This is a genomic window from Microcoleus sp. T3_B1 (assembly GCF_036700445.1).
Taxonomy (GTDB): domain Bacteria; phylum Cyanobacteriota; class Cyanobacteriia; order Cyanobacteriales; family Microcoleaceae; genus Microcoleus.
The window spans coordinates 48,774-70,331 of the sequence record NZ_JAUBOX010000004.1 but is presented as its reverse complement, the minus strand read 5'-3'; the positions used below and the strand labels follow the sequence as shown (position 1 = coordinate 70,331).

Below are 21,558 nucleotides of genomic sequence, written 5' to 3'. Positions count from 1 at the left end.
CCAACCTACGCAAAAGGTTAATATCAATGGTTGCGATCGCCCAAAAAACCCTTTCCTTCGAGGAATTTCTCAACTGGGATGACGACTCCGGCAGGTCATTTGAGCTAGTCAATAAAGTACATCTTGAACACTACCAAATTTTTCAATGTTTCAACTTCTGGCTGTTAGCGGGAAACTGCCGATTTCGGTTGCAGATTCTGGCAGAGGGGGGCGCAGACAAAGATAAACTAGCGGCCCTAACAGCGGAACTAGAGACACTGCCCAAAAAATGCGATCGTCCGAGAGTCCGCGGCGTGCCATGTCGTCTCCCAAAAGTGACGGAAATATTACAGCCATCAAGCAACAATCCCAAGTTATTAAATGCACAAAAGGAATTGACTGCCACTGCTTGACATAATCTCCCCAATCTCCATTTAACCAAGCCCAAGCTAACAGCCAGATAGTAGTTAGTAAAAGTACAATGCCTGTCCAGCGGGAGTCTGATATTTTGATCAACATATCTTTGCGGCCGGAAAATTGTGGCTGGGGCTGGCGGAGGAGTAAGTAGGGAATTAAGCCGATGATACCTGCCCCGTTGGAAGCGAGGAAAGCAGGCCCAGCGGATATATTTTGGGTTCTCTCATCAATGAATAGGAGGCAAGCGTAGACCATCGGCCAGACTCCCATGAGAGCGAATATAGTGACAAGGTAGGGGTTGATTCCTTCTAGCTGCAACTTGAGCATTTTTTCGATAACTGTTAACGTTCCGGGCTGATCGAGAGGAGCTAGCAGCAAGGTGTAGGCAATAAATGTTGCCCACAGCAACCCCAGAAACATTTTTGTTTTCATCAGATATAACGAGTAGTGGAAGCCGACTAAAGTAAATTATGGTAAAGTAGCCGCCGAGTTAGCGCCGTCTATCTTAGGTAATAAGCAGTTCGATTGGAACAGCGGCGGGAAACCCCGTTTTAGTTCGGGGATGAAATGCTCTACAGCAGCCGATCATTACTTTAGGCAGACGCAGGGGTCATGTCAGGAGAGATACATTTTAAAGAATCGGTTGTTTTTATTACAAAACCCCCCTTAGAAAAGGAGTTTCAGCAATGAACTTAATATCTGTAGAGGAACTCAAAGCACTGGTACAACAATCTCCTGGATTGTGCGTCTCAATTTATATGCCAGTGACTCAAGGAACAGAAATTCAACAAAACCCGATTCGGTTCAAAAATTTAATCAGAGAGGCTGAAGACAAAATTGTAGAGTACGGATTTGACAAAAAAGAAGCTGCCCAATTGCTAGAGCCAGTCCGAGCAGAAATTGACCAGGAAAACTTTTGGGAAAATCAAAGCAACCTGCTGGCGATTTTTGTCGGTTCGGGATTTTTCCGCTACTATACCTGTCCGGTGAATTTTGAGGAATTAGTGGTTGTGAGCGACAATTTTCACGTCAAACCGCTGATGCCTATGCTGACAGGAGATAATTTATTTTATGTTTTAGCTCTCAGTCAGAAGGAAGTGAGGCTGATTGAGTGTACGCCTTACAGTGCTAGGGAAGTTGAAGTTGAAAACTTGCCGAAAAGCCTTGAGGAGGCTCTGCAATATGACCCGACTGCTAAAGATGGTCAGTTTCGGATTGCTACTTCAAAAGGAGGCACTAATAATTCTTTTCAGCAGCCGGGAAGTTTTCACGGTCAAGGAAGTCCAGATCGAGATGAGCCCCAGCAGGAAATTTTGCAGTATTTCCACATAATTGATGGGGCGCTGCACAAATATTTGCACAATAAAAAAGCTCCTTTAGTGTTAGCTGGAGTTGAGTATTTGCTCCCGCTTTACCGAGAAGCCAATACCTACCCGCATTTATTTGAAGAAGGAATTACAGGCAATCAGAAACTTCTCAAGCCGGAAGAGTTGCGGGCCGAAGCTTTGCCGTTGGTAGAACCTTTGTTTTTGCAGGCTCAGTCAGAGGCGATCGCACAATACCACGATCTGACAGGAAGCGATAAAATTTCTGCTGATTTGAAAGAAGCTGTTTCGGCTGCTTATTTTGGACGAGTCGATCGACTATTTGTTGCTCTTGGCGTTCAGCAGTGGGGTACTTTTAATCCCGATACGAACGCGGTGCAAATCCACCCAGATGCAGAATTGGGCGACGAAGATTTGTTGAATGCGGCAGCAATTCAAACTATTCTCAATGGCGGAACTGTTTACGCGGTGCCACCGGAAAAAGTGCCGGACGAGGCGCCTTTAGCTGCTATTTTCCGCTATTAATTTACCAGGTTTAAAGCAATGGAATCGAGTTCAATGACAAATTCCGACAAACAAAACCAAAGTAGCAGCGGCGATACCGAACGCTGGGCATCTTTAATTGGTGGCGGGGCGCTGGTGCTTTTTGGTTTGTCGCAGCGTTCTTTGAGAGGTGCTTTGCTGGCGGTTGCGGGCGGCGGTTTAGCGGCTCGCGGGCTGGGGGTTGTGGAGGGTTTGCAGTCGGCCGCTGATCCGAATCAAAGCATTAAAGTTGAAAAGACGGTGACGATCGACAAACCGGCTGATGAATTGTACCGTTTGTGGCGCAATTTTGAAAATTTACCTCGGTTTATGAAGCATCTCAAACACGTTACGGTAATAGATGAAAAACGTTCTCACTGGATTGCCAGCGCGCCGATGGGCAATAGTGTGGAATGGGATGCAGAGATTGTCCGCGAAGAAGAAAATCGCTTAATTGCTTGGGCGTCTGTTGAAGGATCTGATGTTGACAATTCTGGTTTTGTGCGCTTTCAACCGGCATCTGCAGGACGCGGTACTGAGGTAAAAGTTGTCATCGAATACAACCCTCCGGGCGGTGCAATTGGTGCTGGTGCTGCTAAACTATTTGGCGAAGCTCCCGAACAGCAAATTGCCAATGATTTACGTCGCTTTAAGCAGTTGATGGAAGCTGGGGAAATAGCGACTACGGAAGGTCAACCTTCGGGCCGGAAGTAAGTATAGCACTTTTGGTGGTAAGCCCTTGTAGGGACAGGGCGAGTGTAGGGACTTAGGCCAAGCCCATAGGTGTTCAACTTAAGCTTTTTGTCCACCAGTCCTCCCGCCCACCCGTTAGTCCGCCAGGGAATGAATTCCCTGTCTCATAGCTAAAGTCCTCTCAAAGAGGACTGAAAAACTCATTAGTCGTCTTCAGACGACTTTAGCTTTGAGGCAGCCAGGGAATGAATTCCCTGTCTCATAGCTAAAGTCCTCTCAAAGAGGACTGAAAAACTCATTAGTCGTCTTCAGACGACTTTAGCTTTGAGGCAGGGGTTTCAACCCCTGTCGGACTGTCGGACTATCGGTTGTACGTTAAGTTGACACCTCTGGACTCTTGGAGTGTCCCTACGACACGAGCGATCGAGCGGGATGTCCTTGAGTACAAAACGTAGAGTTTGTGCTCTCAAGCTATTTGTTGTTTACCTGATTAATTGATGTCATCTCAAGTGGTTTTCGGAAATGCGGGCGCTGAAGGTGCAAGTCGGGGCGGTTGGTTTGCGGGTCACTTTATGACTCCTGAAGATGACCCGCGATCGACTTCTGTTTTAGAGGTAAAATGGGGCACTCACCCCGCCGGAGATTGTAGGACTCAGTGGGCGGTAAATGCGGAAGCCACAACGCTTTCTATCCTGGTAAAAGGGCGGTTTCGCCTGCAATTTCCAGAGCAAGAAATCTTGCTGTCTCGCGAAGGAGATTATGCTCTCTGGCTACCGGGAGTGCCTCATTATTGGTCGGCGGAGGAGGATTCGACGATCGTCACTGTGCGCTGGCCTTCTCTACCGGGAGATAGTTCTGGAGTTAAGAATTAACTGTAATTTCGGGAACCAAAACGCGGCCGCTAAAACCCGCGCGCTGGTAGCGATCGATCGCCTCGGATGCGATAACACCCGCTTTCCCACTCTCCACCAAGGCTACGCAAGCACCGCCAAAACCTCCGCCCGTCAGCCTTGCGCCGAACACTCCCGGAATTGACTGCAAGATTGCCGCCAGCGTGTCTACTGCCGGCACCGAAACTTCGTAGTCGTCGCGCTGACTGGCATGGGAAGCATTCATTAACTCGCCAAAACGTTTTGCTGGCAAAGATTTTACCGCTTCGAGTACGCGGTTGTTTTCCGTAACCACGTGGCGCGCTCGCCTTCTGAGGGGTTCCGGCAATACTTCGACAGCTTGGGGGTCGGCGATATCCCTGAGAGCCTTAACTCCCAATATCCGCGCGGATTCCTCACACTCGGCGCGCCGCTGGTTGTAGCCACTTCCTGCTGCTAGTTCGTGGCTTTCGCCACTGTCAATTATTAAAATTTCTGTGTTTGTGGGAAAAGGTATCGGGCGGCATTCGAGGCTGCGGGTGTCGATCAATAGCATGGTGTTGGTGTCTGCTAAACTCGATGCCATTTGATCCATGATGCCACAGTTCAAGCCGGCATATCGGATTTCGACTTGCTGTCCGATTTGAGCTAGGCGCACGTCGTCTAGGGGGAGGTTCAGTAGGGCGCGCACTCCTCTGAGGGTGGCTATTTCTAAAGCGGCGCTGCTGGACAAACCGGCTCCGATCGGCACAGTCGAGGTAATGTAGAGATTTATGGGCGGTATTTTGTATCCTTCTTTTTCTAAAAGTCTCAGGCAGCCACAGATATAACTGACGAATTTTTGCGGTATGGTATCGTCGTCTGAATAATTTATGAGTTCGTCATATTCTGCTGAATAAAAATGGTGTCGATCGTCACTGCTGAAGCCGATTTGTACTGTGGTGCGCTGGGGAATCGCAGTTGGAAGTACAAATCCATCGTTGTAGTCTGTGTGTTCGCCCAGCAGGTTTACTCTGCCGGGGGCGCTGGCTGTGGTTTTGGGTAATGTACCAAATACTCGTTGGAATTTCATTTTTGGGGAAGTGGTAATTGGTTCTTGGTTATTTGTTATTGGTTATTTGTTATTGGTTATTTGAAAAAACCGCTATCCGTGCCTCCGTGACTTACGTGTTGTCCTGTTGGTAATTGGGAAGAAATAAATTTATTTTTTATCGTTTGTCCTTATTATAGTGCCCAAGTTTTTTGGTTAATTCAACCCCTGTTAACAAAAATAAACATCACCGTAGGTTGGGAAGAGATATTGAGCTGTGATAGAATGACAGGCTAAGATTTCTCCAAAAATTCAAAAAATGCGATCGACCAGACCCCGAAAACAGTTTGCTCAACATTGGCTCAAAAGCGAGAAAGCCTTAGATAAGATTGTGAAAGCGGCTTCTTTGGATCAGGATCGCGTCCTGGAAATTGGGCCGGGCACGGGGATTTTGACTCGACGCTTGCTGCCTGCGGCTGAGTCTGTTGTTGCTGTGGAGATCGATCGAGATTTGTGTCTCAAGCTAGCCAAACAACTCGGCAAAACCGACAATTTTTTACTGCTACAAGGCGACATCCTGGAAATGGACTTAGAGGCTGAACTAACGGCCTTTCCCAAATTCCAAAATCCCAATAAAGTTGTTGCCAATATTCCTTATAATATTACCGGCCCGATCCTGCAAAAACTGCTGGGAACGATATCTGTTCCTGCGGCTAAACCCTTCGATGCGATCGTGCTGTTAGTGCAGAAAGAAGTGGCCCAAAGGCTTTACGCTAAACCGGGTTCGACAGCTTTTGGCGCGCTGTCAGTGCGAGTGCAGTATTTAGCAGAATGCGAGTTAATTTGCGATGTGCCGTCTAAAGACTTTTTTCCGCCGCCAAAAGTCGATTCCGCCGTGGTGCGGCTGCTTCCCAGACAGATAGAAACTGTGGCGGTTAATCCGCGCTATTTGGAGAATTTAGTTAAGTTGGGATTTGGTAGCAAGCGCAAGATGCTGCGAAATAATTTGAAAGGGGCTGTGGATTTAGATAAACTCGTTCAATTGCTAGAAGAGTTACAGATAAATCCTCAATCTCGCGCTGAAGATTTAAGCGTGGATCAATGGGTAAGTTTGAGTAATAATATTATGTGCGATGTGTGAAATTCAGGATTGTGTTAGATACCAGAATTATTAAATAATTCGGATATCGGGGTGTTTTTTTATCCGGGCTTTTCGCTGTGACTCCTAACAGTTTAATTTAGGTTTTATGGGGATTTTTAAAGGTTTATTGCAGCCTCATGGGAATTTTTATAATAAATTCTACACCTTGCCCCGGTGCAGAAATACAGTGCAATTCGCCTTTATGTCTTACTGTGATAATTTGATAGCCAATCGATAAACCCAATCCCGTGCCTTTACCTACTGGTTTAGTGGTAAAAAATGGATTAAATAACTGGTTCCTCACCGATTCTGTTATTTCTGGCCCGTTGTTGCTAATTCGGATTTCTACCACTTGACTCTCTAAAACTTTGGTAGAAATTTTGATGAGGCGACGATCAGCTTCATTGGCTGCAATCCCCTCGCTGTGACTGTCTTCTTCTAAAGCATCAATAGCATTAGCCAGGATATTCATAAACACTTGATTTAGCTGTCCCGGATAGCACTCTATTTGGGGTAAATTGCCATATTCTTTGATAACTTGAATTTTCGCCAAACCGGGCTTAGCATTCAATCTGCTTTGCAAAATCATCAGTGTGCTGTCAATTCCTTCGTGAACGTCGGCTAATTTCATTTCTGCTTCGTCATGGCGCGAAAAAATTCGCAGCGACTTGACAATACCGAGAATGCGCTCTGCCCCGTTTTTCATAGAAATTAATATTTTTGGTAGGTCATAGATAATAAAATCTAAATCTACAGACTGGAGTTTTTCTCTAAGTGTGGGTAAGGGATTCGGATACTGCTCTTGATAGATATTCACCAATTCTAGCAAACTATCGGCATACTCGCGAGCGTGAGTAACATTCGCGTAAATAAAGTTAATCGGATTGTTGATTTCATGAGCAACCCCAGCGACTAATTGCCCCAAAGATGACATTTTTTCGCTTTGAATTAGCTTTGATTGAGCCTGCTGCAATTCAGACAAGGCTTGTTCGAGCTGTTGAGTTTGAGACTTTAACTCTGCGGTGCGTTCCTCAACTCTAATTTCTAATTCTTCTTTAGATTTTTTTAGTGCAGCTTCTGCTAATTGCCGCTCGACAATTTCCGATGCTAGGAGTCGGTTGGTCAATTCTAACTGTTGAGTTTGAGACTTTAACTCTGCGGTGCGTTCCTCAACTCTAATTTCTAATTCTTCTTTGGCTTTTTTTAGTGCAGCTTCTGCTAATTGGCGATCGACAATTTCAGCTTCTAGGAGTCGGTTGGCGGATTCTAACTGTGCGGGACTGGGAAGTGCTAGGGCTTGAGGCATTAAGTCTACCAAAAGTATGGCTGTAGCAAAGGAAATAAGGGCAGTAATTGCTTTCATTGTTCCTGAAAGCCAATAGGTAGGATGCCAAAGTGTCCAGAGTTCAAATATGTGAGTGATGCCACAGGCGACGATAAAGGTTCCAAACAGGGCAAAGATCCAATTAAATGGCAAATCTTCGCGTTTGGAAATAAAATAAACCAATGTAATCGGGATGGAAAAATACGCGAGTGCAATTATAGAATCTGAGGCAAGGTGAAGCCAGACTAACGGGGTATGCCAGAGATAGCAGTGGCCGTGAGGAATAAATGGCCCGGAACTAAAAAAAGTTTTCCACATTTCCTGCATAATATTTCCTTTGAGTTGTGAGAAAATGGACTCGGACTGGTGCCAATTAATTGCAACCAGGGGTTTCTTTCACCTGCGGCTTAATCACCTATGCGTTCATATTCTCTGCTAGCTTCCGCAAAAATCAATCTGTATCTGGAAATCATAGGCGATCGCCCCGACGGATATCACGAACTGGCGATGGTACTTCAAAGTATAGATTTAGCCGATCGAATTGACTTACGCGCGATCGGTACGGACACGATTCGCGTGCGCTGCGATCACCCGCAAGTCCCTCCTGACAAGAATAACCTGGCCTACCGGGCGGCGGATTTGTTGGCGAAGCAATTCCCCGATGCTTTGGCGAAATACGGCGGAGTCGAGATTGCCATTCACAAGCAGATTCCAGTGGCGGCGGGGCTTGCCGGCGGTTCGGCCAATGCGGCCGCGGTTTTAGTCGGGATGGATTTGCTGTGGCAATTGGGACTTACTCAGTCGGAGTTGCAAGAGTTGGGGGGAACTTTGGGTTCGGATGTGCCTTTTTGCATTGCTGGAGGTACGGCTTTGGCAACTGGTCGCGGAGATAAACTGTCGCCGCTGCCTGATTTGGGGGGCTTTTCTGTGGTGTTGGCCAAGTACCGCAATCTCAGTATTTCTACTGCATGGTCGTATCAAACTTATCGCCAGCAGTTCAGTAGTTCCTATTGTGCAGCGGAAGATTTGGTGTGTCGCCGGCAACGGCTGCATTCGGGCCCGATGGTGGGGGCGATCGCCCAAAAAGATCGATCGAAAATTGGTCAATTGCTGCACAACGATTTAGAAAAAGTTGCTTTGCCTGTGTACCCGCAGGTGTTGCAGTTGCGGCAGGCTTTTGAGTCGGCGGGGGCTTTGGGAACGATGATGTCGGGTTCCGGGCCAACGGTGTTTGCGCTGGCCGAGTCTTCAGAGCAGGCTCAGCAAGTTATGGAACGGGTTAAAAGTGCGATCGCTTCTCCAGATTTGGATTTTTGGGTAGCACAGTTTAGCAATACTGGAATTCAGATTTTTTCGGAGGGAAACGAGACGAAACCGCCGATTTCGAGGGTGTAACTCGAAGAGGGTGCGATCGCGATCGCCCGTTAAACCTGTCTAACAGGCGAGGGTCAAGATTAATCTAACTTTTCGCAGAGTCTATTGAGATCGAAGAACTGATAATATGTCATGCAACAGGGATTTTAGTTTTGGTGAATTAACCAGAAATCTAAAATCTAAAATCTAAAATCTAAAATCGCCATGACTGATTTAACTAATCCAAATTCTACTTCTAAACCTCTGAGTTCGGCTGGAGATGCAACCTCTGCATCTTCCACGCCGCCGACGATTTTGCGGTGCGTGATGGGTTCGCTGATCGCGGGTGGCTTTGCGGCGGCTTTGTACGCGCTAACTTTGTCTATAGTCCAAACTTTTGCAAATTCCCCCATTCATTCTGACAATGTGACTGCGATTAACATTGGCGCGGCTGTGCGAACTTTAGTCATGGGGATTGTGGCTTTGGGTGCGGGTGTTTTTGCTTTTGCATCTTTGGGTTTGATGCTGCTGGCTGTGCAACTTTTGATTCAAAAGTTGGTGAAAAAACCCACAGGTTGAAGTCTACAGGTTGAAACCATCGGGATACACAAATTCTCCTCCGCAAGGCAAAGACTGAATAGTAAGATCGAAGCAATGGAATTATTTACGATCGGACACTCCAATCTGAGTATTGAAGCGTTTGTTTTGCTGCTGCAACAACACGGAATTACGGCGGTTGCGGACGTGCGGTCGCATCCTTTTAGCCGCTATTTACCTCATTTTAATAAATCCGAAATTAAAGCTTCTCTGTCAAGTGTCGGCATTCAATATGTTTTTTTAGGCAAAGAGTTGGGCGCGAGACCAGAGGATTTAAGCTGTTACGATACTAGCGGTAAAGCTTTATACGATCGCATAGCAGCAACTCCTCTATTTTCCGAAGGAATTCAGCGCTTGATCCAAGGCGCAGCAAATTATAAAATCTGTTTAATGTGTGCGGAAAAAGACCCGATTACTTGTCATCGGACTATTTTAGTTTGCCAGAAACTCAGAGAATTTAATTTACAAATTCATCACATTCTTTCCGATGGCAATTTAGAATCGCACCAGCATTTAGAAGAAAGACTTTTGAGCAAGTTTAACAAAGGCAAAAAAAATAATGAGCCAATTCAGCTAAGCTTGTTTGAATTAGAGCCTCAAGTTAAACAGGAAATAGTAGATTTAGAAACAGCTTATTATCGTCACGGATTGGAAATCGCTTATGTCACAAAAGAAAGCCATTAATTTATTTACAATTGGTTTTACTCAAAAAAGCGCCGAGCAGTTTTTTGATACTTTGATGAAAGCGGGAGTCCGCAGGGTGATAGATACGCGGCTGAATAATGTATCGCAGTTGGCTGGTTTTGCTAAGCGAAAAGATTTAGAATATTTTCTGCGAACCATTGGTAATATTGAGTATGTTCACATTCTGGATTTAGCGCCGACTCAAGATATTTTGGATGATTATAAAAAGAAAAAGGGAGATTGGGAGGTTTATGAACAGAAGTTTTTGGGCTTAATGGGCGATAGACAAATTGAACACAAGGTTTCATCGGATATTTTAGACTGCGGGTGTCTGCTTTGTAGCGAACCAAAACCTCATAATTGTCACCGCCGCTTAGTTGCTGAATATCTCAGCGAGAAGTGGAAAAATGTCACAATTAATCATCTTTGATATTTAGTAAGGTGCGTCAGATCGGAGATTTTCAATCATCGCCCTAGAACTTCGTCTGACGCACCCTACCACTAATCTAAAATCTAAAATCTAAAATCTAAAATCGAATGACTCGGATAATTTGTCTCGCTAATTCCTGGAAACGCGGCGACAGGTGCATCGCCGGAATTAATGAACTTCAAGGTAAGTGGGTGCGTCCGGTTTCCGACTTACCAGATGGCCAAATTCCTAAAGAAATGCGGCAGATAAATAGACTTGAACCCGCGTTGTTAGATGTTCTAGAAATTCCTCTGGCAAAGACGGGGCCGGACTTTGGCTTTGAGTGTGAAAATCTTTCTGTTTTACCGGGAAAATGGCGGCAAGTAGGGAAAGTTCCGCCAGCATATTTGCTGAAATATTGCCAGAGTCAAGAATATATTTTGCACAACGATTTGCGATATGTTACGGTGGCATATATGCAGTCTTTGCCAATGTGCGATCGCTTAACTTTGCAATTAGTCAAAGCAGTAAGATTTACGGTAAAAAAGCTAAGTCAAAGATTTGAAGGTGGTAATAAATGGGAAGGATCTCTTGTCACGCAGCAGGGTCAAAGATTGACTGCAACAATTACCGATCCAGTGTTTATTAGAAAGTTAGAATTGGGGTATCGACCGCAAAAAGCTTGTTTGGTAACAGTGAGTTTGAGTATGCCTTGGCGGCCCGATGATTGGGAGGGAGATGACCCTTGTTGGAAGTTGATTGCGGGTGTGGTAGAGTTGCCGGAAGATGTTGTTGAGGATGAAATTTAGTTTTGATCAAAATGGGCGATCGATTATTTATTTCTTTTTATTTACCGCAAAAACTCTGTTCGTGCTATAATTCTGCGGGACTGTAGCAGGAAGGGGTGCTTTTTAATGAAAGCAGAATTTTATTTTGACTGTCACAAATATATTTGCAGTTTAGTTCAAGTAGATTTTGTCAAAGAATTAAAAATAAAAAATCATCAAGGTTTTGTTTTGGCTGTTAAGCAAGGACAAAAGATTGGACTTTTGGGAAAAAGTCGCCATAATGCTAAACAAGTTGATGTATCTAAGCCGCATTTTTATAATGTAATTAAAGCGGCTATGAGCGCTTTGGAATTAGAAACTAAAAATGAGGTGATATTAGAGAGAAATCGAACTCTTGCTGATGCCGAAGAAATGATTCAGCAGCAAAACCGAGAAATTCGGGTTCTCAACGAACAGCTAAGAATACTTGCAGAGCGAGTTGAAGAGTTGTTAGCCTCACAGCAGCCGCTACCAATGGAGATCGTAGATAATCAAATCATAGAAAGTGAAGTTAGTCAAGAAGTAGATGACTGTTCAGCGTCAGAGGCAGATTTATCGACCCCGGAAACAGAGAATGAAAGCCGAGAAACTGAAATTAGTCAGAACATAAAACAATTAGCAGTCCAGCTAATAGAACATCAACCGCAGTCGTCGGAATTTGAGGAAGTTGAAGAGGCTGAAATCAGTGGCATTAATGATGAAGAGGAAATTGTCGATTCCCAAGTCGGAGAACCGGAAGAAGACTGCATAGAAGTCAAACTTCCAGTAGGCGATCGTCAAATTAAGCAATTGCCTAAAAGAGCTTCTAACAGAAAGATGAGAAAGAAATATTGATGCTTTAGTTACTGAATCATCTTGTCACTATTCAACGTAAAATGCTCTTCTTTTAGATCCCCGACTTCTTTAAAAAGTCGGGGCTCTGTGTATGCTGTTTTTTCTGTGGGCTTACTTATCAATCTTTTCATGAAAACAACTGAGAGCAATAATTCCCTGGATTCGAGATCAAATTGTTTAATATTCCTAACTGTTGAAACACGGGAGAAGACAAGCTGATAGGTAATGCAACTGGCCCGCAGGTAATGCTGTTGTCTTTGATATACACAATTCCGAAATAAGATTGAACGCCTAATTGTTTAGACAAAGCTACTTGAACAGCCAGCGGATTGTTATTATAAATGGCAAGTTTTATCCCGTATAAATAATTGTTTGTTTCTGCCACGGAAAAGCCAACAGATTTCAAAATACCAGCCGCCGAACTCGGTGTTTCCGGCTGTGGAAATGAGATCGTCCCGAAAGAGTTCGTAAATCCCGATCCTTCTAAATATTGTGCAGTTTGATGTTTGTTCAGATAACTAATATATTGTGTAGCTTCACTTTCTTTAGCTTTGCTGATTAATCTGAAGAAAGTAGGTAAAGCAATAGCTGATAATATCCCAATGATAAATATCACAACCAACAATTCAATCAAAGTAAAGCCGTGGGAGGCATTATGACTTTTTTGTACTCGTAAATAGCGTTTATGGTGACAGACATATAGCAACAATTTTTGAGTAAATACAGACATTAATACCTCCTAAAAATCAACTAGCAGTAAAATAATTACTCGCCCTTAAGTATTCCCTTGCAATCCTCGCCAAGTCTTGGGAAACTCAGCTTGATTCTGATAGATAACAGGCAACCAGCTAGCACCGGGAATTTCCCGATCCCAACGCTGTTTGAGTTTTTCTCGTGCTTCCCGCACGGAAACATAAAAAGAATTGCCGCCAGCAAAAGCTTTGAGAAAAACTTTCAGAAACTCCTGGGCGATTAAATCCGGCACCGGTTCACGCATCACGATAATTTGAGGGATATCTAAATCAGCTAATTGCTTACCCAAGCCTAAGCCATCGCAAGAGTTAAAAATTGCTATTTCCAAACCGTGTTTAATAGCTATTTTCAAGGAATCTTTTAGCTGTTCTACAGTTAACTTATCTGTTTTATTGATACAAATCACCCCCGTACTGCCATCTACTTCGCTCTGACTGTGACCCGAAAAACACAAAATATCCCAGCCTATTTCATCGGTGAGATATTCCTTAAGTTTCTGGTAATTTGGTTCTACCAAAAATATGGTTTCTGCTTCTGACAAATTCTCCAATATCTGCCTGTCTTTATCGACATTGATTTCTGTACTGTCGCCCAAAATTGCCAAAATTCTTACTTTTTTTCTGGGTCGTACTGATTTTTTTACTCTGTTAGATTCCTTGCGACTTAAAGCTACTTCTGGTTGACAGTAAGCATTAAAAAATTTCCATTGATGCCAGGGGAGTTTTCGCAGTAAGTTATCTTCTGTTTGGATGATGACCCGCACTTCGTCAGTGCTGTTTAACTTGTCCTGTAATCCCTGCTTGATTGAGAAAAATTGTTCGGATTCTAGCCACTTATTTACATCTATTTCTACTTCTTCAGCTAAGGTTTTTAGCTCCTGTATGGAACAGTGAGTGATACCGGGTTTTATTTTTATGGCACGGTTTTTTCGCCGATGGTTTTGAATGTTATACATTTCTTGCCACTGTTGATAATGTTGGAAAATTATTGGTTGGGGTGGTAATTTGCCTTCTAATTTTATTGCTAAGCGCTGGCGATCGCACCAAATCTCAACTGTTACGTCAAACCCTTGTTTCAAGTCGCCGCTAGCCAAGTTTAAGATGACTACTTGTTCAGACAACGGTCTGACTATATCCTCCATTACTGACAGCAAGTATTGGCGTTGTTCTGCTGAGTTTTGCAGGGCGGGCGCTTCTGTTCCTAGCACTTGTAGCGCTTCTTGATAGAAACTATTGAAATCATTGTTAATTTGTGCTTTGTCGGTTTCAGGAGGTACGGCGAGTTTAATGACAATTCCATTGCCTTTATTTTCAATACTTTGAATATTGAGTTTTATGCCAGGATTTTTTCGTTGCACCTGTTGGAAAGATTCCATGAAAGCTTTCCAGTCAACACCGTACTTAAAAATCAAGTCAACTGTATTTACAACTTCTGCAAAAAAAGTGGTAAATTCTCCTGGTTGATAGTTGTCGTTACCGCTGGGACGGCGTTCGCGATCGTCCGTTCCCGGCTTCGGTTCTTCTAGCAAATAAACATACTTACAATCTACCCATTCGAGTTGGGTAGTGCTGTCAATATTCCAGGTTCCTAAACCGCAAACACCAGTCATTTTGGCATTGCTAAAATCAGTGCCGATCGCCTGAACTTGACTAAATATTGCATATTCTAAATTAGCTGCTTCCAAAGTCGCTTGACTGAGGTCTGCTGTTTGAAGTTGGGCATAGCTGAGGTCTGCACCTATCAGGTTTGCTCCTCTCAAATCCATGCCTTGATAAGATTTGTGATAGCCGTTGCTGGTGACAAGCAACTCTCGCACTGCAGGATTAATTAATATTGTCTCGTCCACTATTGCCCAGTCGAGAAAACGAGCGTGATGCCACATAGTTCGGTGGATAGTAGCAAATCTAAAATCGGTGTTTTTGAGGGTGGCGTAGCTGAAGTTAGTATTGGCTAATTGAGCGCCGCAAAAGCTGGTGCCGCCAGCCGCACCAATGACGATCGCTAACTGGCGAATTACGGCGTATTTATCATCTTCGGCTAAAACTCTCTGAGCAATGTGAGTTCCTAATAATACCAAAGCTACAGCTAAAATGACAGCTCCAGCGATCGCCGCAATAACTACAGGCGCATCGGGAAATTCTTGCACACATTTTTTTAGGAAATCATAGCATTTATTGTTTGTGTTGTCAACTACTCCAGCTTGGATTAACACGGATGCTTTTAAATATCTCAACGAATTTCTGGCAATAATTCCGGTGGCGATCGCACTTATAGCCAGAGCTTCAAATAAAGCCAAAGCTGCAATCGCCCTCCCCAGAACAACTTCAGCCAATGTTAGGGCTAAAGGAAGAGCGACAATGGCGATCGTAGTTGCAACGACAGCCGCAGTTAAAGTCACAATTAAAAACGGAATATCGTTAGCCTTCGTTTCGCCAGACAAGGCACTCATTAAGGCACCAGTTCTAAAAGACCTTAACCAGGAAAGTATTGGATGTTTATCATTCGAGAACGCAGATAAAAAACCAATTAAAGGTACAAAAACAGCAGCCGCAATACCTAAATAATCCAAAGCTTTTTGTATCCCTTGGCGAATCATGGTAGTCAACAGAATAGCATTGACGAATAAGATGATTGCAGTTGGCAGAAAACCGATATGCTGGGTTGTTTTGGGAATGAGAGATTTGAAGGTATTATCAACAGCAATTACAGCAGCTATTCCTGATATAGCCGAGAGCAGTGCTACAATTATGAAGATTTTGATTTGCGATTTTCTAGCTAGTCCGCACTGAGCGTGATTGAAATTAGCCTCATCGAGAATTGCATTGGTAAAATCTGCACCTCTGATATCTGCATTGGAGAAATCTGTATTAGTCAGATCAAGGCCTTTGAAAGAACAACCTTGGAGATTTTGACCGCGAAAGTTTTGAAATGTTAATGATGACATAGGGGAGTTCGGCAACGGATTTTGTAACGGATGTAACGGATGTTTCTGGTTTATCGTTTTCTCGTTTCCAGGCTATGTCCATTGGTGACAACTTAAGACTGGAATTCATAATAAATGTCGCTTTGATGCGAAGTCTAGATCCCCCTAAATCCCCCTTAAGAAGGGGGACTTTGAGCGATTTCCGGTTCCCCCCTTATTAAGGGGGGTTAGGGGGGATCAGATTTCGATACAAACAAGAGAGACTATCAGTTTAACGTTAACTTGTCACCAATAGACAGAGCCTAGTAACGAGGAATCAGGAACCAATAAAAATGGCTTAGACGCTCTACATAACGCCGACCGGATACAATTACAAACGAAAAGATTGCTTCACATTTACATCTCCCAGTCCTACAGTAATGCTGAACAATTCTCTTAAGTCTGAACAAAATTCAAAATTAAGAAAGTTGTCAGCCTCTCTCGATTCAGCCTTGAAAATCACTTCTTCTGACTCATCCATCAGCATCAATTTCAACCCAGGAGGCAAATAAGTTTGATTTCCCATGGGATACACTCGCACCTGAATATCCACTTCTGAATCCGGTTCTGGGGGCAGCGTGACTACCAGTGCCACGGACTGTTCTCCTAATTGCATTCCCAAATCAATTTTCTGGCCGCGATCGATGGGTAATGCGTTGTTGCTTCTAAAAGAGCGAAGTTGCAATTGTTTGGGATTTAATAGATCGTCAATTAGTTGCCATCCCGCATCAAAAATTTCATCGAACCAGTTCATCAAATTAACTGGTTTCAGTTGTTTGATTCGATTCATGTAGACGAGCAAATCTTCGAGGGAATTCATTTCATCCAGAGGGACTTCTTTAGCTACTGTTCTGGTAAATCCTAACAGCGTTGCTTGTTTCAAAGATTGGTCTAACTGTACGGCTACATAACCAATTCTGTCTCCCCAAGCATCGTAGGGAATCTGACAAGCGTCGGCATCTGGCAAGACGGGACGGCATTCTATTTTTCCTATTTGTTTAACATCTAAATCTGCTACATCCATAAGTTTCAGCATTAACGGATTGCGACTATCGCTAACCGGCCAATCTGTCTCAAATCCCATGCAGCGAAGGTAAAAATCTACTGCATACACTGCGAGGGTATTGAGATAAACTTGTTTGAATTTTTTCGGACTGGATTGTTTGCCGCACTGTTGGGCGATTTCGTGGGCTTCAAAAGATAATGGCACTGTGAAAGTTATTGGTTCAATCATTTTACTCATCATTAATTTCTCCGCTTCCGCTCAATTCCTACTGTAATTTATTACGAATGTAATCTGAAAATTTCCGCAGATTTCGGTCGTAAAAACTTTGGAGTGTTGAAATTATATTTTTTTTTCCAAATCTTTGAGATATAGTCTCCCATTTTTCATCATCTAACCTAGCTAAAGCTATGACTTGCCAAGTGATATCGGGACGACCTCTGATAGTTTTATTTCGGAAAAGATGATCTGGATCTTCTTCTATTAATTTCCGTAGTCTTTCGGTATCTTCCATAATTTCCAGTCGTGGATAATTTTGTTGATAAATCTCCCATTCTTTCTGTTCAAATTTGTCTAATTCATCTACCGATAAACCTTGAGTTATTCTTTCTCTTCTTCTATATCGATCGCACACATCTTGAAATCTAAAATTAAAGAAATGATTCACCCAAGCCATTACCGGTTTTTGTGAATCATAGGTGTCAATTTTTTGACAGATATGCTCAACTATTTTCAACCGGGCTTCGCTGTAAATGTCTTCATAAAGATGACGGAGGTTGTCGTCATTTATGGGGGGACGAGTAAGTCTGTTATGACGGTAAATTTGGTCTATCAATTTGGTTAATGCTATCTGTCGCTCTTGGCTTCCGGCTGGGTGCTGTTGAGCTTCTAGGGCTAGCTGTCGAAGTATTTCGTCCATCGGGCTCTCCTCACTCCTCTGGGCATTTTTGTGCAGTCTGGTGGAACTTCTATTTATATTTCGGATATCGTCGGAAGTTTTTACGCATTTCTGGGGCAATTGTTACAAAAATTTACGTTTTAGGGGTTTTGGACAAAAGTTTTGAGGTTTGCGGAAAAAGTTTGGCTGGATTTCGTAAGTAAGAATAAGGGGGCGATTTCCTGGGGTATGGCTTTGCTGGCGCGGGCTTTTGGGGGAAAGGGCGATCGTCCTCCGCAACTATTGTTCTTTTGATTCAAGGGCGATCGGGTTCTATGTATTTTATTCAAACTGGGGTAAAACTAATGCCATCAATTTCAAATTGGGTTGTCCGAGGAATTTTCTGGAGCTTAGGAGTAGGATTGAGTTTGGGAATAGCTGCACCGGGATTAGCTGCAAAAACGGTGACTATTCTGGATGGAACAAATCCTGTAGAAGTTGCTGACTTAGAAAAATTGGCAAACACAGGCAATATATCCCTTAGTTTACAGGATTGGGCAGAGGTTTTATCAAAAGCCACTAACAAAAATGGCGAATCGATATCACTGGTACTGCGAAAACAACTAAACCAAATCATCAGCCTCGATCCAAACGATCCACAATCAGCGGCTAAGTTACCAGACAAACTAAAAAAGTTTTTGCAATTGTTGCAACCTGGTATCACAGATGTAGAAATACAAGAAGTTGTGACATTGATCGCTCAGAAGGCTAATAACCTGACTGTCATGGATTTGTTAACAAAATTGCCAGTAGATAACTTGACAGCAGGCAATTTTATTGATGCGCTCAAAAAAATGCCTCCTCCTCCGAAGACAGCATCGACAACAAATATTCTTTACATGAATTCAACTCGCGGCCTTGGTACCGGAAATTTAGGAGATTTTCGCGGGGCGATCGCTAATACCTTAGAAAATTATCAAAACGGAACAGTATTCGATGTTGATTTCGTTCAGACTCAGGTTCCTGGCCGCCTCGGATTATCGCTCAACTCTAAGCCTGTTGGGTTTTACAACCAGATTTGGTTCGACACGAGTATCTATCAAACATCGATTCTCAACACAGTAGATTTTGGCGCGATTAATGCTTGGGCGGCCAACAAGCAGCCAGAATTCATTCTAGACAGCTCTTTCGCTTTCCGCAACAAAGAAACTACGACCCTCACTCCTTCAGCGACAGCAGCAACAATCAACCAAGCTTTAGCTCTTAAAAATGCAGGAGGCGGTATTCTAATTGGTACTGATCATAATGATTTCGCTTACACGGCAAACCAAATTTTGACCAACTTCGGCTTCGATGGTTTGTTTACCGGTGCTGAGAATATCAGCGCTAACGGTTCTTTTGTTGGAGATTTAATGCTGAATCCTCAGCCTGTAGGGTCTGACTTTTTTGCCAATAATTTGCAGGGACTTTCGACATCGAATGTTCCTGTTGGGACGCATATTCTCAATGCGAATGGTGGCGATCGAACTATCAAAATTATCGAAAACCTATTTTCATATAGTCCTAATAAAGTTACCCATGTCGGTGCTAGTTTCGATACAGGAAACAACACTACTCCGATTGATAACCCGGAGTCAGTTCCCGAACCAACTACTGTGTTGGGTACTTTAGCTTTTGGTGCTGTCGTTACCCGCTGGCGGATGAAGCACAAACAGCAACAAAAAGTTTGGAATTCAACCGTTGCTTAATCTGAGATATTGCACTTCGTTGTAGTCCGTCGGGAGTTTAAAGTTTCGCCTCATAGCGAAAGTCCGGCGGGGGTTTAAACCCCCGCCTCATAGCGAAAGTCCTCTAAAGAGGACTGAAGAATTAATTAGATATTTCCTATAAAAATATCTATTATTCTGATCGCGTTCAGGTGAAAACAGAAATTATACCCTTGTCTATTAGTCCTATGCAAGAGGACTTTAGCTATGAGCCAGGGAATTAATTCCCTGGCGGTCTTTCGGGTGAAGTCGAGACTAATAAATATCTGGCAATCGCCCGTTTCCAAAAAAAGTTTCCAGATTTGCGTAAAAAGTTGGGCTGGATTCCGTAAGTAATAACAAGAGGCCGATCGCACTTTTAGACAAACGGGCGATCGATTTCAGTTAATTGTATCACTTTTAATTCAATCCTAGACTAGGAGTGCAATCTCAATGGCTACCACAAATGAAGTTTCCAGCAACCTTCTGCTAACCGATGTTTTGACAACTGACACTTTACCGGGAAGTGCGGCCAAAACTCCCATCCTCAACCCTTTAAGCAACAGCAACAGTCAAAATATCGGCGGCAGTGCTTTGATAGCTGACAGCAAAACTCAGCCAGTTATTGAACCCGAAAAGCTATCCAGTCCGACTGACACGCTTAACTCAAAAAATGCGATCGCCGATACAAATAGCAAAAAATCAGATGATTCATTAATTGTTACCGACACTCTCAAAAGCGGTTTAAGCGAGTCAGCAAGCAGCAGCAGTAGTGTTCGCGACACCTTATCCGGTTCCCCGTCAGGTACAGATGTCAAAGATACGCTGACTGGAATCAGCAACGATGCACCGTTAAGTGCAATTAAAGATGACACTATTACAGCAGCCGATTCTTTGACTAATCCTCAGAGTGCGGAACAAGTAGCATCAGATAAAACTCCCGATACGTTAGCTGAAAAAGAAAGCAAGCCAGAAATAGCGAGCGCCCAAAATACTTCTGTCTCAGAACCAAAAGCAACAACAAGTTCAGAAGCGATTAAACCAGATAACTCGCCAGCAGAAAAACCTGCCGCTACAGCCGCCGATACCAGCCAAGACAGCAACAAAACACCCGAAAAACCTGCCACTACAGCCGCCGATACCAGCCAAGACAGCAACCAAGAACAATCTCCAACTAACAGCACAGACAACAACAAACAATCTACAGACAATACAGAAGTCGTCGCAGTTGGAACACCAAAAGAATTAAGTCCAACCGTTCCTACATCAGATCCAGTAGCCGATAATTCCTTTACATCCGGGAAATTTGTTGTTGACTCTACAGGTCAAGTCGGCATTGATTTCTTATTGGACGGCGGTTTGTATAAGGGTCAATTAGCTATTATCAGTCTCAAAGGAATGGAGAAGTTTCCTCCCGGTTCGGAAGAGTTTCTCAAAGAAGCGGCTTCGAGAGCACTTAGCAATTCTGCAAATGGTCATGTAGTTATTAATGACTTGAGTGAAGGTGCAAAATTTACGGGGAATTTACTCGAAGGCAATTATAACGATGGAGTTTACTTAGGACTTAAGACTTTTGCGATGACTCCGGGGGAGGAATTCGGGGTGATGTTAGTGCCTAATGGGACTGTACAAGAGGTACTTAACAATCCGGCGATAGGAGGAGACAAACGTCCTTTATTCTCGATGGTGACAGCGAATCCTGCTGAGGGATTTCATGTGGGTCAAATTGCCGATGTAACGGGTAGCGGCAAGACTTTTACAATGGAGGATATGCGAGTCGATTTAGGGAGCGATCGCGATTACAATGACTTCGTATTTCAGGTGCGGGGTGCAACGGGTCAAGCTGTGAATTTAGATAGCGTGATTAATGCCGATAAAGATTGGCGAAAAACGGATATGGGTCAGGCTTTGATTGCTTATGCTAAGCCCTACGTTGAACTGAAGGTAGAACCAAAAGAAGAGGATGTAAAAGCTGTAAATAATACTGGATCTGGTTCAGTTTTAGATGTGCCGATTTCCGATACTGCAAGTGCTTCAAATGAGAAGGTGACTCCTGCAACTAATACTGAGTCTGTATCGAAAACCGAGGTTGCTACTTCAGATAAGGCTGTTATTTCTGAGGTGAAGGTTGAGGAGGACAAAAAGGCGATCGTAACTCCTGTTTCTACTTTTACTAACGATGCGGTGACTTCCGATAAGGATGTTATTTCTGAG

At 43.6% G+C, this 21,558-nt stretch carries 19 protein-coding genes; 12 read left to right on the top strand and 7 right to left on the bottom strand.

Going from position 1 to position 21,558, the window contains the following annotated elements; translation table 11 throughout:
- Positions 1-150: 150 nt before the first annotated feature.
- Positions 151-828, bottom strand: a complete 678-nt coding sequence (locus QT990_RS03770; RefSeq protein ID WP_333141290.1) for a DUF2834 domain-containing protein — start codon at positions 826-828, stop codon at positions 151-153.
- 254 nt (positions 829-1,082) lie between these two features.
- Between QT990_RS03770 and QT990_RS03765 the strand changes: the two genes are divergently transcribed.
- The 3 genes from QT990_RS03765 to QT990_RS03755 all read left to right on the top strand — a co-directional run bounded on the left by QT990_RS03765 (position 1,083) and on the right by QT990_RS03755 (position 3,808).
- Positions 1,083-2,246, top strand: a complete 1,164-nt coding sequence (locus QT990_RS03765) for a baeRF3 domain-containing protein (RefSeq protein ID WP_333141292.1) — start codon at positions 1,083-1,085, stop codon at positions 2,244-2,246.
- Positions 2,247-2,279: 33 nt separating this feature from the next.
- Positions 2,280-2,957, top strand: coding sequence for an SRPBCC family protein (locus tag QT990_RS03760; protein ID WP_333309253.1), 678 nt, complete (start codon positions 2,280-2,282; stop codon positions 2,955-2,957).
- Positions 2,958-3,433: 476 nt separating this feature from the next.
- Positions 3,434-3,808, top strand: coding sequence for a signal peptidase I (locus QT990_RS03755; RefSeq protein ID WP_333141296.1), 375 nt, complete (start codon positions 3,434-3,436; stop codon positions 3,806-3,808).
- Here the strand turns inward: QT990_RS03755 and galK are convergent.
- The gene (gene galK / locus QT990_RS03750; protein WP_333464954.1) at positions 3,798-4,877 is read right to left on the bottom strand and encodes a galactokinase; all 1,080 of its coding nucleotides are present in this window, start codon (positions 4,875-4,877) and stop codon (positions 3,798-3,800) included. The two genes, QT990_RS03755 and galK, sit on opposite strands and share 11 nt — an antisense overlap.
- A gap of 277 nt (positions 4,878-5,154) precedes the next feature.
- On the opposite strand from galK, the gene rsmA reads away from it, so the two are divergent.
- Entirely contained in the window at positions 5,155-5,976 is an 822-nt protein-coding gene (rsmA, locus tag QT990_RS03745) for a 16S rRNA (adenine(1518)-N(6)/adenine(1519)-N(6))-dimethyltransferase RsmA (RefSeq protein WP_333464953.1), read from the top strand.
- A gap of 124 nt (positions 5,977-6,100) precedes the next feature.
- On the opposite strand, the gene QT990_RS03740 is transcribed toward rsmA, so the two are convergent.
- The gene (locus QT990_RS03740) at positions 6,101-7,627 is read right to left on the bottom strand and encodes an ATP-binding protein (protein ID WP_333141302.1); all 1,527 of its coding nucleotides are present in this window, start codon (positions 7,625-7,627) and stop codon (positions 6,101-6,103) included.
- 90 nt (positions 7,628-7,717) lie between these two features.
- On the opposite strand from QT990_RS03740, the gene ispE reads away from it, so the two are divergent.
- From ispE to QT990_RS03710, 6 genes are all read left to right on the top strand, one after another.
- Positions 7,718-8,695, top strand: coding sequence for a 4-(cytidine 5'-diphospho)-2-C-methyl-D-erythritol kinase (ispE, locus tag QT990_RS03735; protein WP_333141304.1), 978 nt, complete (start codon positions 7,718-7,720; stop codon positions 8,693-8,695).
- Between the two features lie 183 nt (positions 8,696-8,878).
- Positions 8,879-9,232 carry a DUF3082 domain-containing protein gene (locus QT990_RS03730; RefSeq protein ID WP_333141306.1) on the top strand — a complete coding sequence of 118 codons (354 nt, stop codon included), beginning with the start codon at positions 8,879-8,881 and terminating at the stop codon, positions 9,230-9,232.
- Positions 9,233-9,307: 75 nt separating this feature from the next.
- Positions 9,308-9,934, top strand: coding sequence for a DUF488 domain-containing protein (locus tag QT990_RS03725; protein WP_333108399.1), 627 nt, complete (start codon positions 9,308-9,310; stop codon positions 9,932-9,934).
- Positions 9,912-10,364, top strand: a complete 453-nt coding sequence (locus QT990_RS03720; RefSeq protein ID WP_333464952.1) for a DUF488 domain-containing protein — start codon at positions 9,912-9,914, stop codon at positions 10,362-10,364. Before QT990_RS03725 ends, QT990_RS03720 begins: the two co-directional genes overlap by 23 nt.
- Before the next feature lie 107 nt (positions 10,365-10,471).
- On the top strand, positions 10,472-11,152 hold the full coding sequence (locus QT990_RS03715) for a dual OB domain-containing protein (protein ID WP_333141310.1): 681 nt from the start codon (positions 10,472-10,474) through the stop codon (positions 11,150-11,152).
- Positions 11,153-11,257: 105 nt separating this feature from the next.
- Entirely contained in the window at positions 11,258-12,004 is a 747-nt protein-coding gene (locus tag QT990_RS03710; RefSeq protein WP_333141312.1) for a hypothetical protein, read from the top strand.
- 127 nt (positions 12,005-12,131) lie between these two features.
- On the opposite strand, the gene QT990_RS03705 is transcribed toward QT990_RS03710, so the two are convergent.
- From QT990_RS03705 to QT990_RS03690, 4 genes are all read right to left on the bottom strand, one after another.
- Positions 12,132-12,734 (bottom strand): prepilin-type N-terminal cleavage/methylation domain-containing protein, encoded by a 603-nt coding sequence (locus tag QT990_RS03705; protein WP_333141314.1) that lies wholly within the window; start codon positions 12,732-12,734, stop codon positions 12,132-12,134.
- A gap of 45 nt (positions 12,735-12,779) precedes the next feature.
- The gene (locus tag QT990_RS03700) at positions 12,780-15,701 is read right to left on the bottom strand and encodes a pentapeptide repeat-containing protein (RefSeq protein ID WP_333141316.1); all 2,922 of its coding nucleotides are present in this window, start codon (positions 15,699-15,701) and stop codon (positions 12,780-12,782) included.
- A 349-nt stretch (positions 15,702-16,050) separates the two neighbouring features.
- Positions 16,051-16,953, bottom strand: a complete 903-nt coding sequence (locus tag QT990_RS03695) for a DUF1822 family protein (RefSeq protein ID WP_333464951.1) — start codon at positions 16,951-16,953, stop codon at positions 16,051-16,053.
- A gap of 37 nt (positions 16,954-16,990) precedes the next feature.
- A complete protein-coding gene (locus QT990_RS03690) occupies positions 16,991-17,641 on the bottom strand; it encodes a hypothetical protein (RefSeq protein WP_333309260.1) in 651 nt (216 codons plus the stop codon).
- Between the two features lie 323 nt (positions 17,642-17,964).
- On the opposite strand from QT990_RS03690, the gene QT990_RS03685 reads away from it, so the two are divergent.
- Together QT990_RS03685 and QT990_RS03680 are read left to right on the top strand one after the other, a co-directional pair.
- A complete protein-coding gene (locus QT990_RS03685; RefSeq protein WP_333464950.1) occupies positions 17,965-19,347 on the top strand; it encodes an alpha/beta hydrolase in 1,383 nt (460 codons plus the stop codon).
- Between the two features lie 450 nt (positions 19,348-19,797).
- A partial coding sequence (locus QT990_RS03680; protein WP_333464949.1) for a DUF4114 domain-containing protein occupies positions 19,798-21,558 on the top strand: 1,761 nt, incomplete at its 3' end.

Bases quoted from the DNA above. Each gene is read 5' to 3' on its own strand.
- QT990_RS03770 (WP_333141290.1), bottom strand. From the start codon at position 828: ATGAAAACAAAAATGTTTCTGGGGTTGCTGTGGGCAACATTTATTGCC.
- QT990_RS03765 (WP_333141292.1), top strand. From the start codon at position 1,083: ATGAACTTAATATCTGTAGAGGAACTCAAAGCACTGGTACAACAATCT.
- QT990_RS03760 (WP_333309253.1), top strand. From the start codon at position 2,280: ATGACAAATTCCGACAAACAAAACCAAAGTAGCAGCGGCGATACCGAA.
- QT990_RS03755 (WP_333141296.1), top strand. From the start codon at position 3,434: ATGTCATCTCAAGTGGTTTTCGGAAATGCGGGCGCTGAAGGTGCAAGT.
- galK (WP_333464954.1), bottom strand. From the start codon at position 4,877: ATGAAATTCCAACGAGTATTTGGTACATTACCCAAAACCACAGCCAGC.
- rsmA (WP_333464953.1), top strand. From the start codon at position 5,155: ATGCGATCGACCAGACCCCGAAAACAGTTTGCTCAACATTGGCTCAAA.
- QT990_RS03740 (WP_333141302.1), bottom strand. From the start codon at position 7,627: ATGCAGGAAATGTGGAAAACTTTTTTTAGTTCCGGGCCATTTATTCCT.
- ispE (WP_333141304.1), top strand. From the start codon at position 7,718: ATGCGTTCATATTCTCTGCTAGCTTCCGCAAAAATCAATCTGTATCTG.
- QT990_RS03730 (WP_333141306.1), top strand. From the start codon at position 8,879: ATGACTGATTTAACTAATCCAAATTCTACTTCTAAACCTCTGAGTTCG.
- QT990_RS03725 (WP_333108399.1), top strand. From the start codon at position 9,308: ATGGAATTATTTACGATCGGACACTCCAATCTGAGTATTGAAGCGTTT.
- QT990_RS03720 (WP_333464952.1), top strand. From the start codon at position 9,912: ATGTCACAAAAGAAAGCCATTAATTTATTTACAATTGGTTTTACTCAA.
- QT990_RS03715 (WP_333141310.1), top strand. From the start codon at position 10,472: ATGACTCGGATAATTTGTCTCGCTAATTCCTGGAAACGCGGCGACAGG.
- QT990_RS03710 (WP_333141312.1), top strand. From the start codon at position 11,258: ATGAAAGCAGAATTTTATTTTGACTGTCACAAATATATTTGCAGTTTA.
- QT990_RS03705 (WP_333141314.1), bottom strand. From the start codon at position 12,734: ATGTCTGTATTTACTCAAAAATTGTTGCTATATGTCTGTCACCATAAA.
- QT990_RS03700 (WP_333141316.1), bottom strand. From the start codon at position 15,701: ATGTCATCATTAACATTTCAAAACTTTCGCGGTCAAAATCTCCAAGGT.
- QT990_RS03695 (WP_333464951.1), bottom strand. From the start codon at position 16,953: ATGATTGAACCAATAACTTTCACAGTGCCATTATCTTTTGAAGCCCAC.
- QT990_RS03690 (WP_333309260.1), bottom strand. From the start codon at position 17,641: ATGGACGAAATACTTCGACAGCTAGCCCTAGAAGCTCAACAGCACCCA.
- QT990_RS03685 (WP_333464950.1), top strand. From the start codon at position 17,965: ATGCCATCAATTTCAAATTGGGTTGTCCGAGGAATTTTCTGGAGCTTA.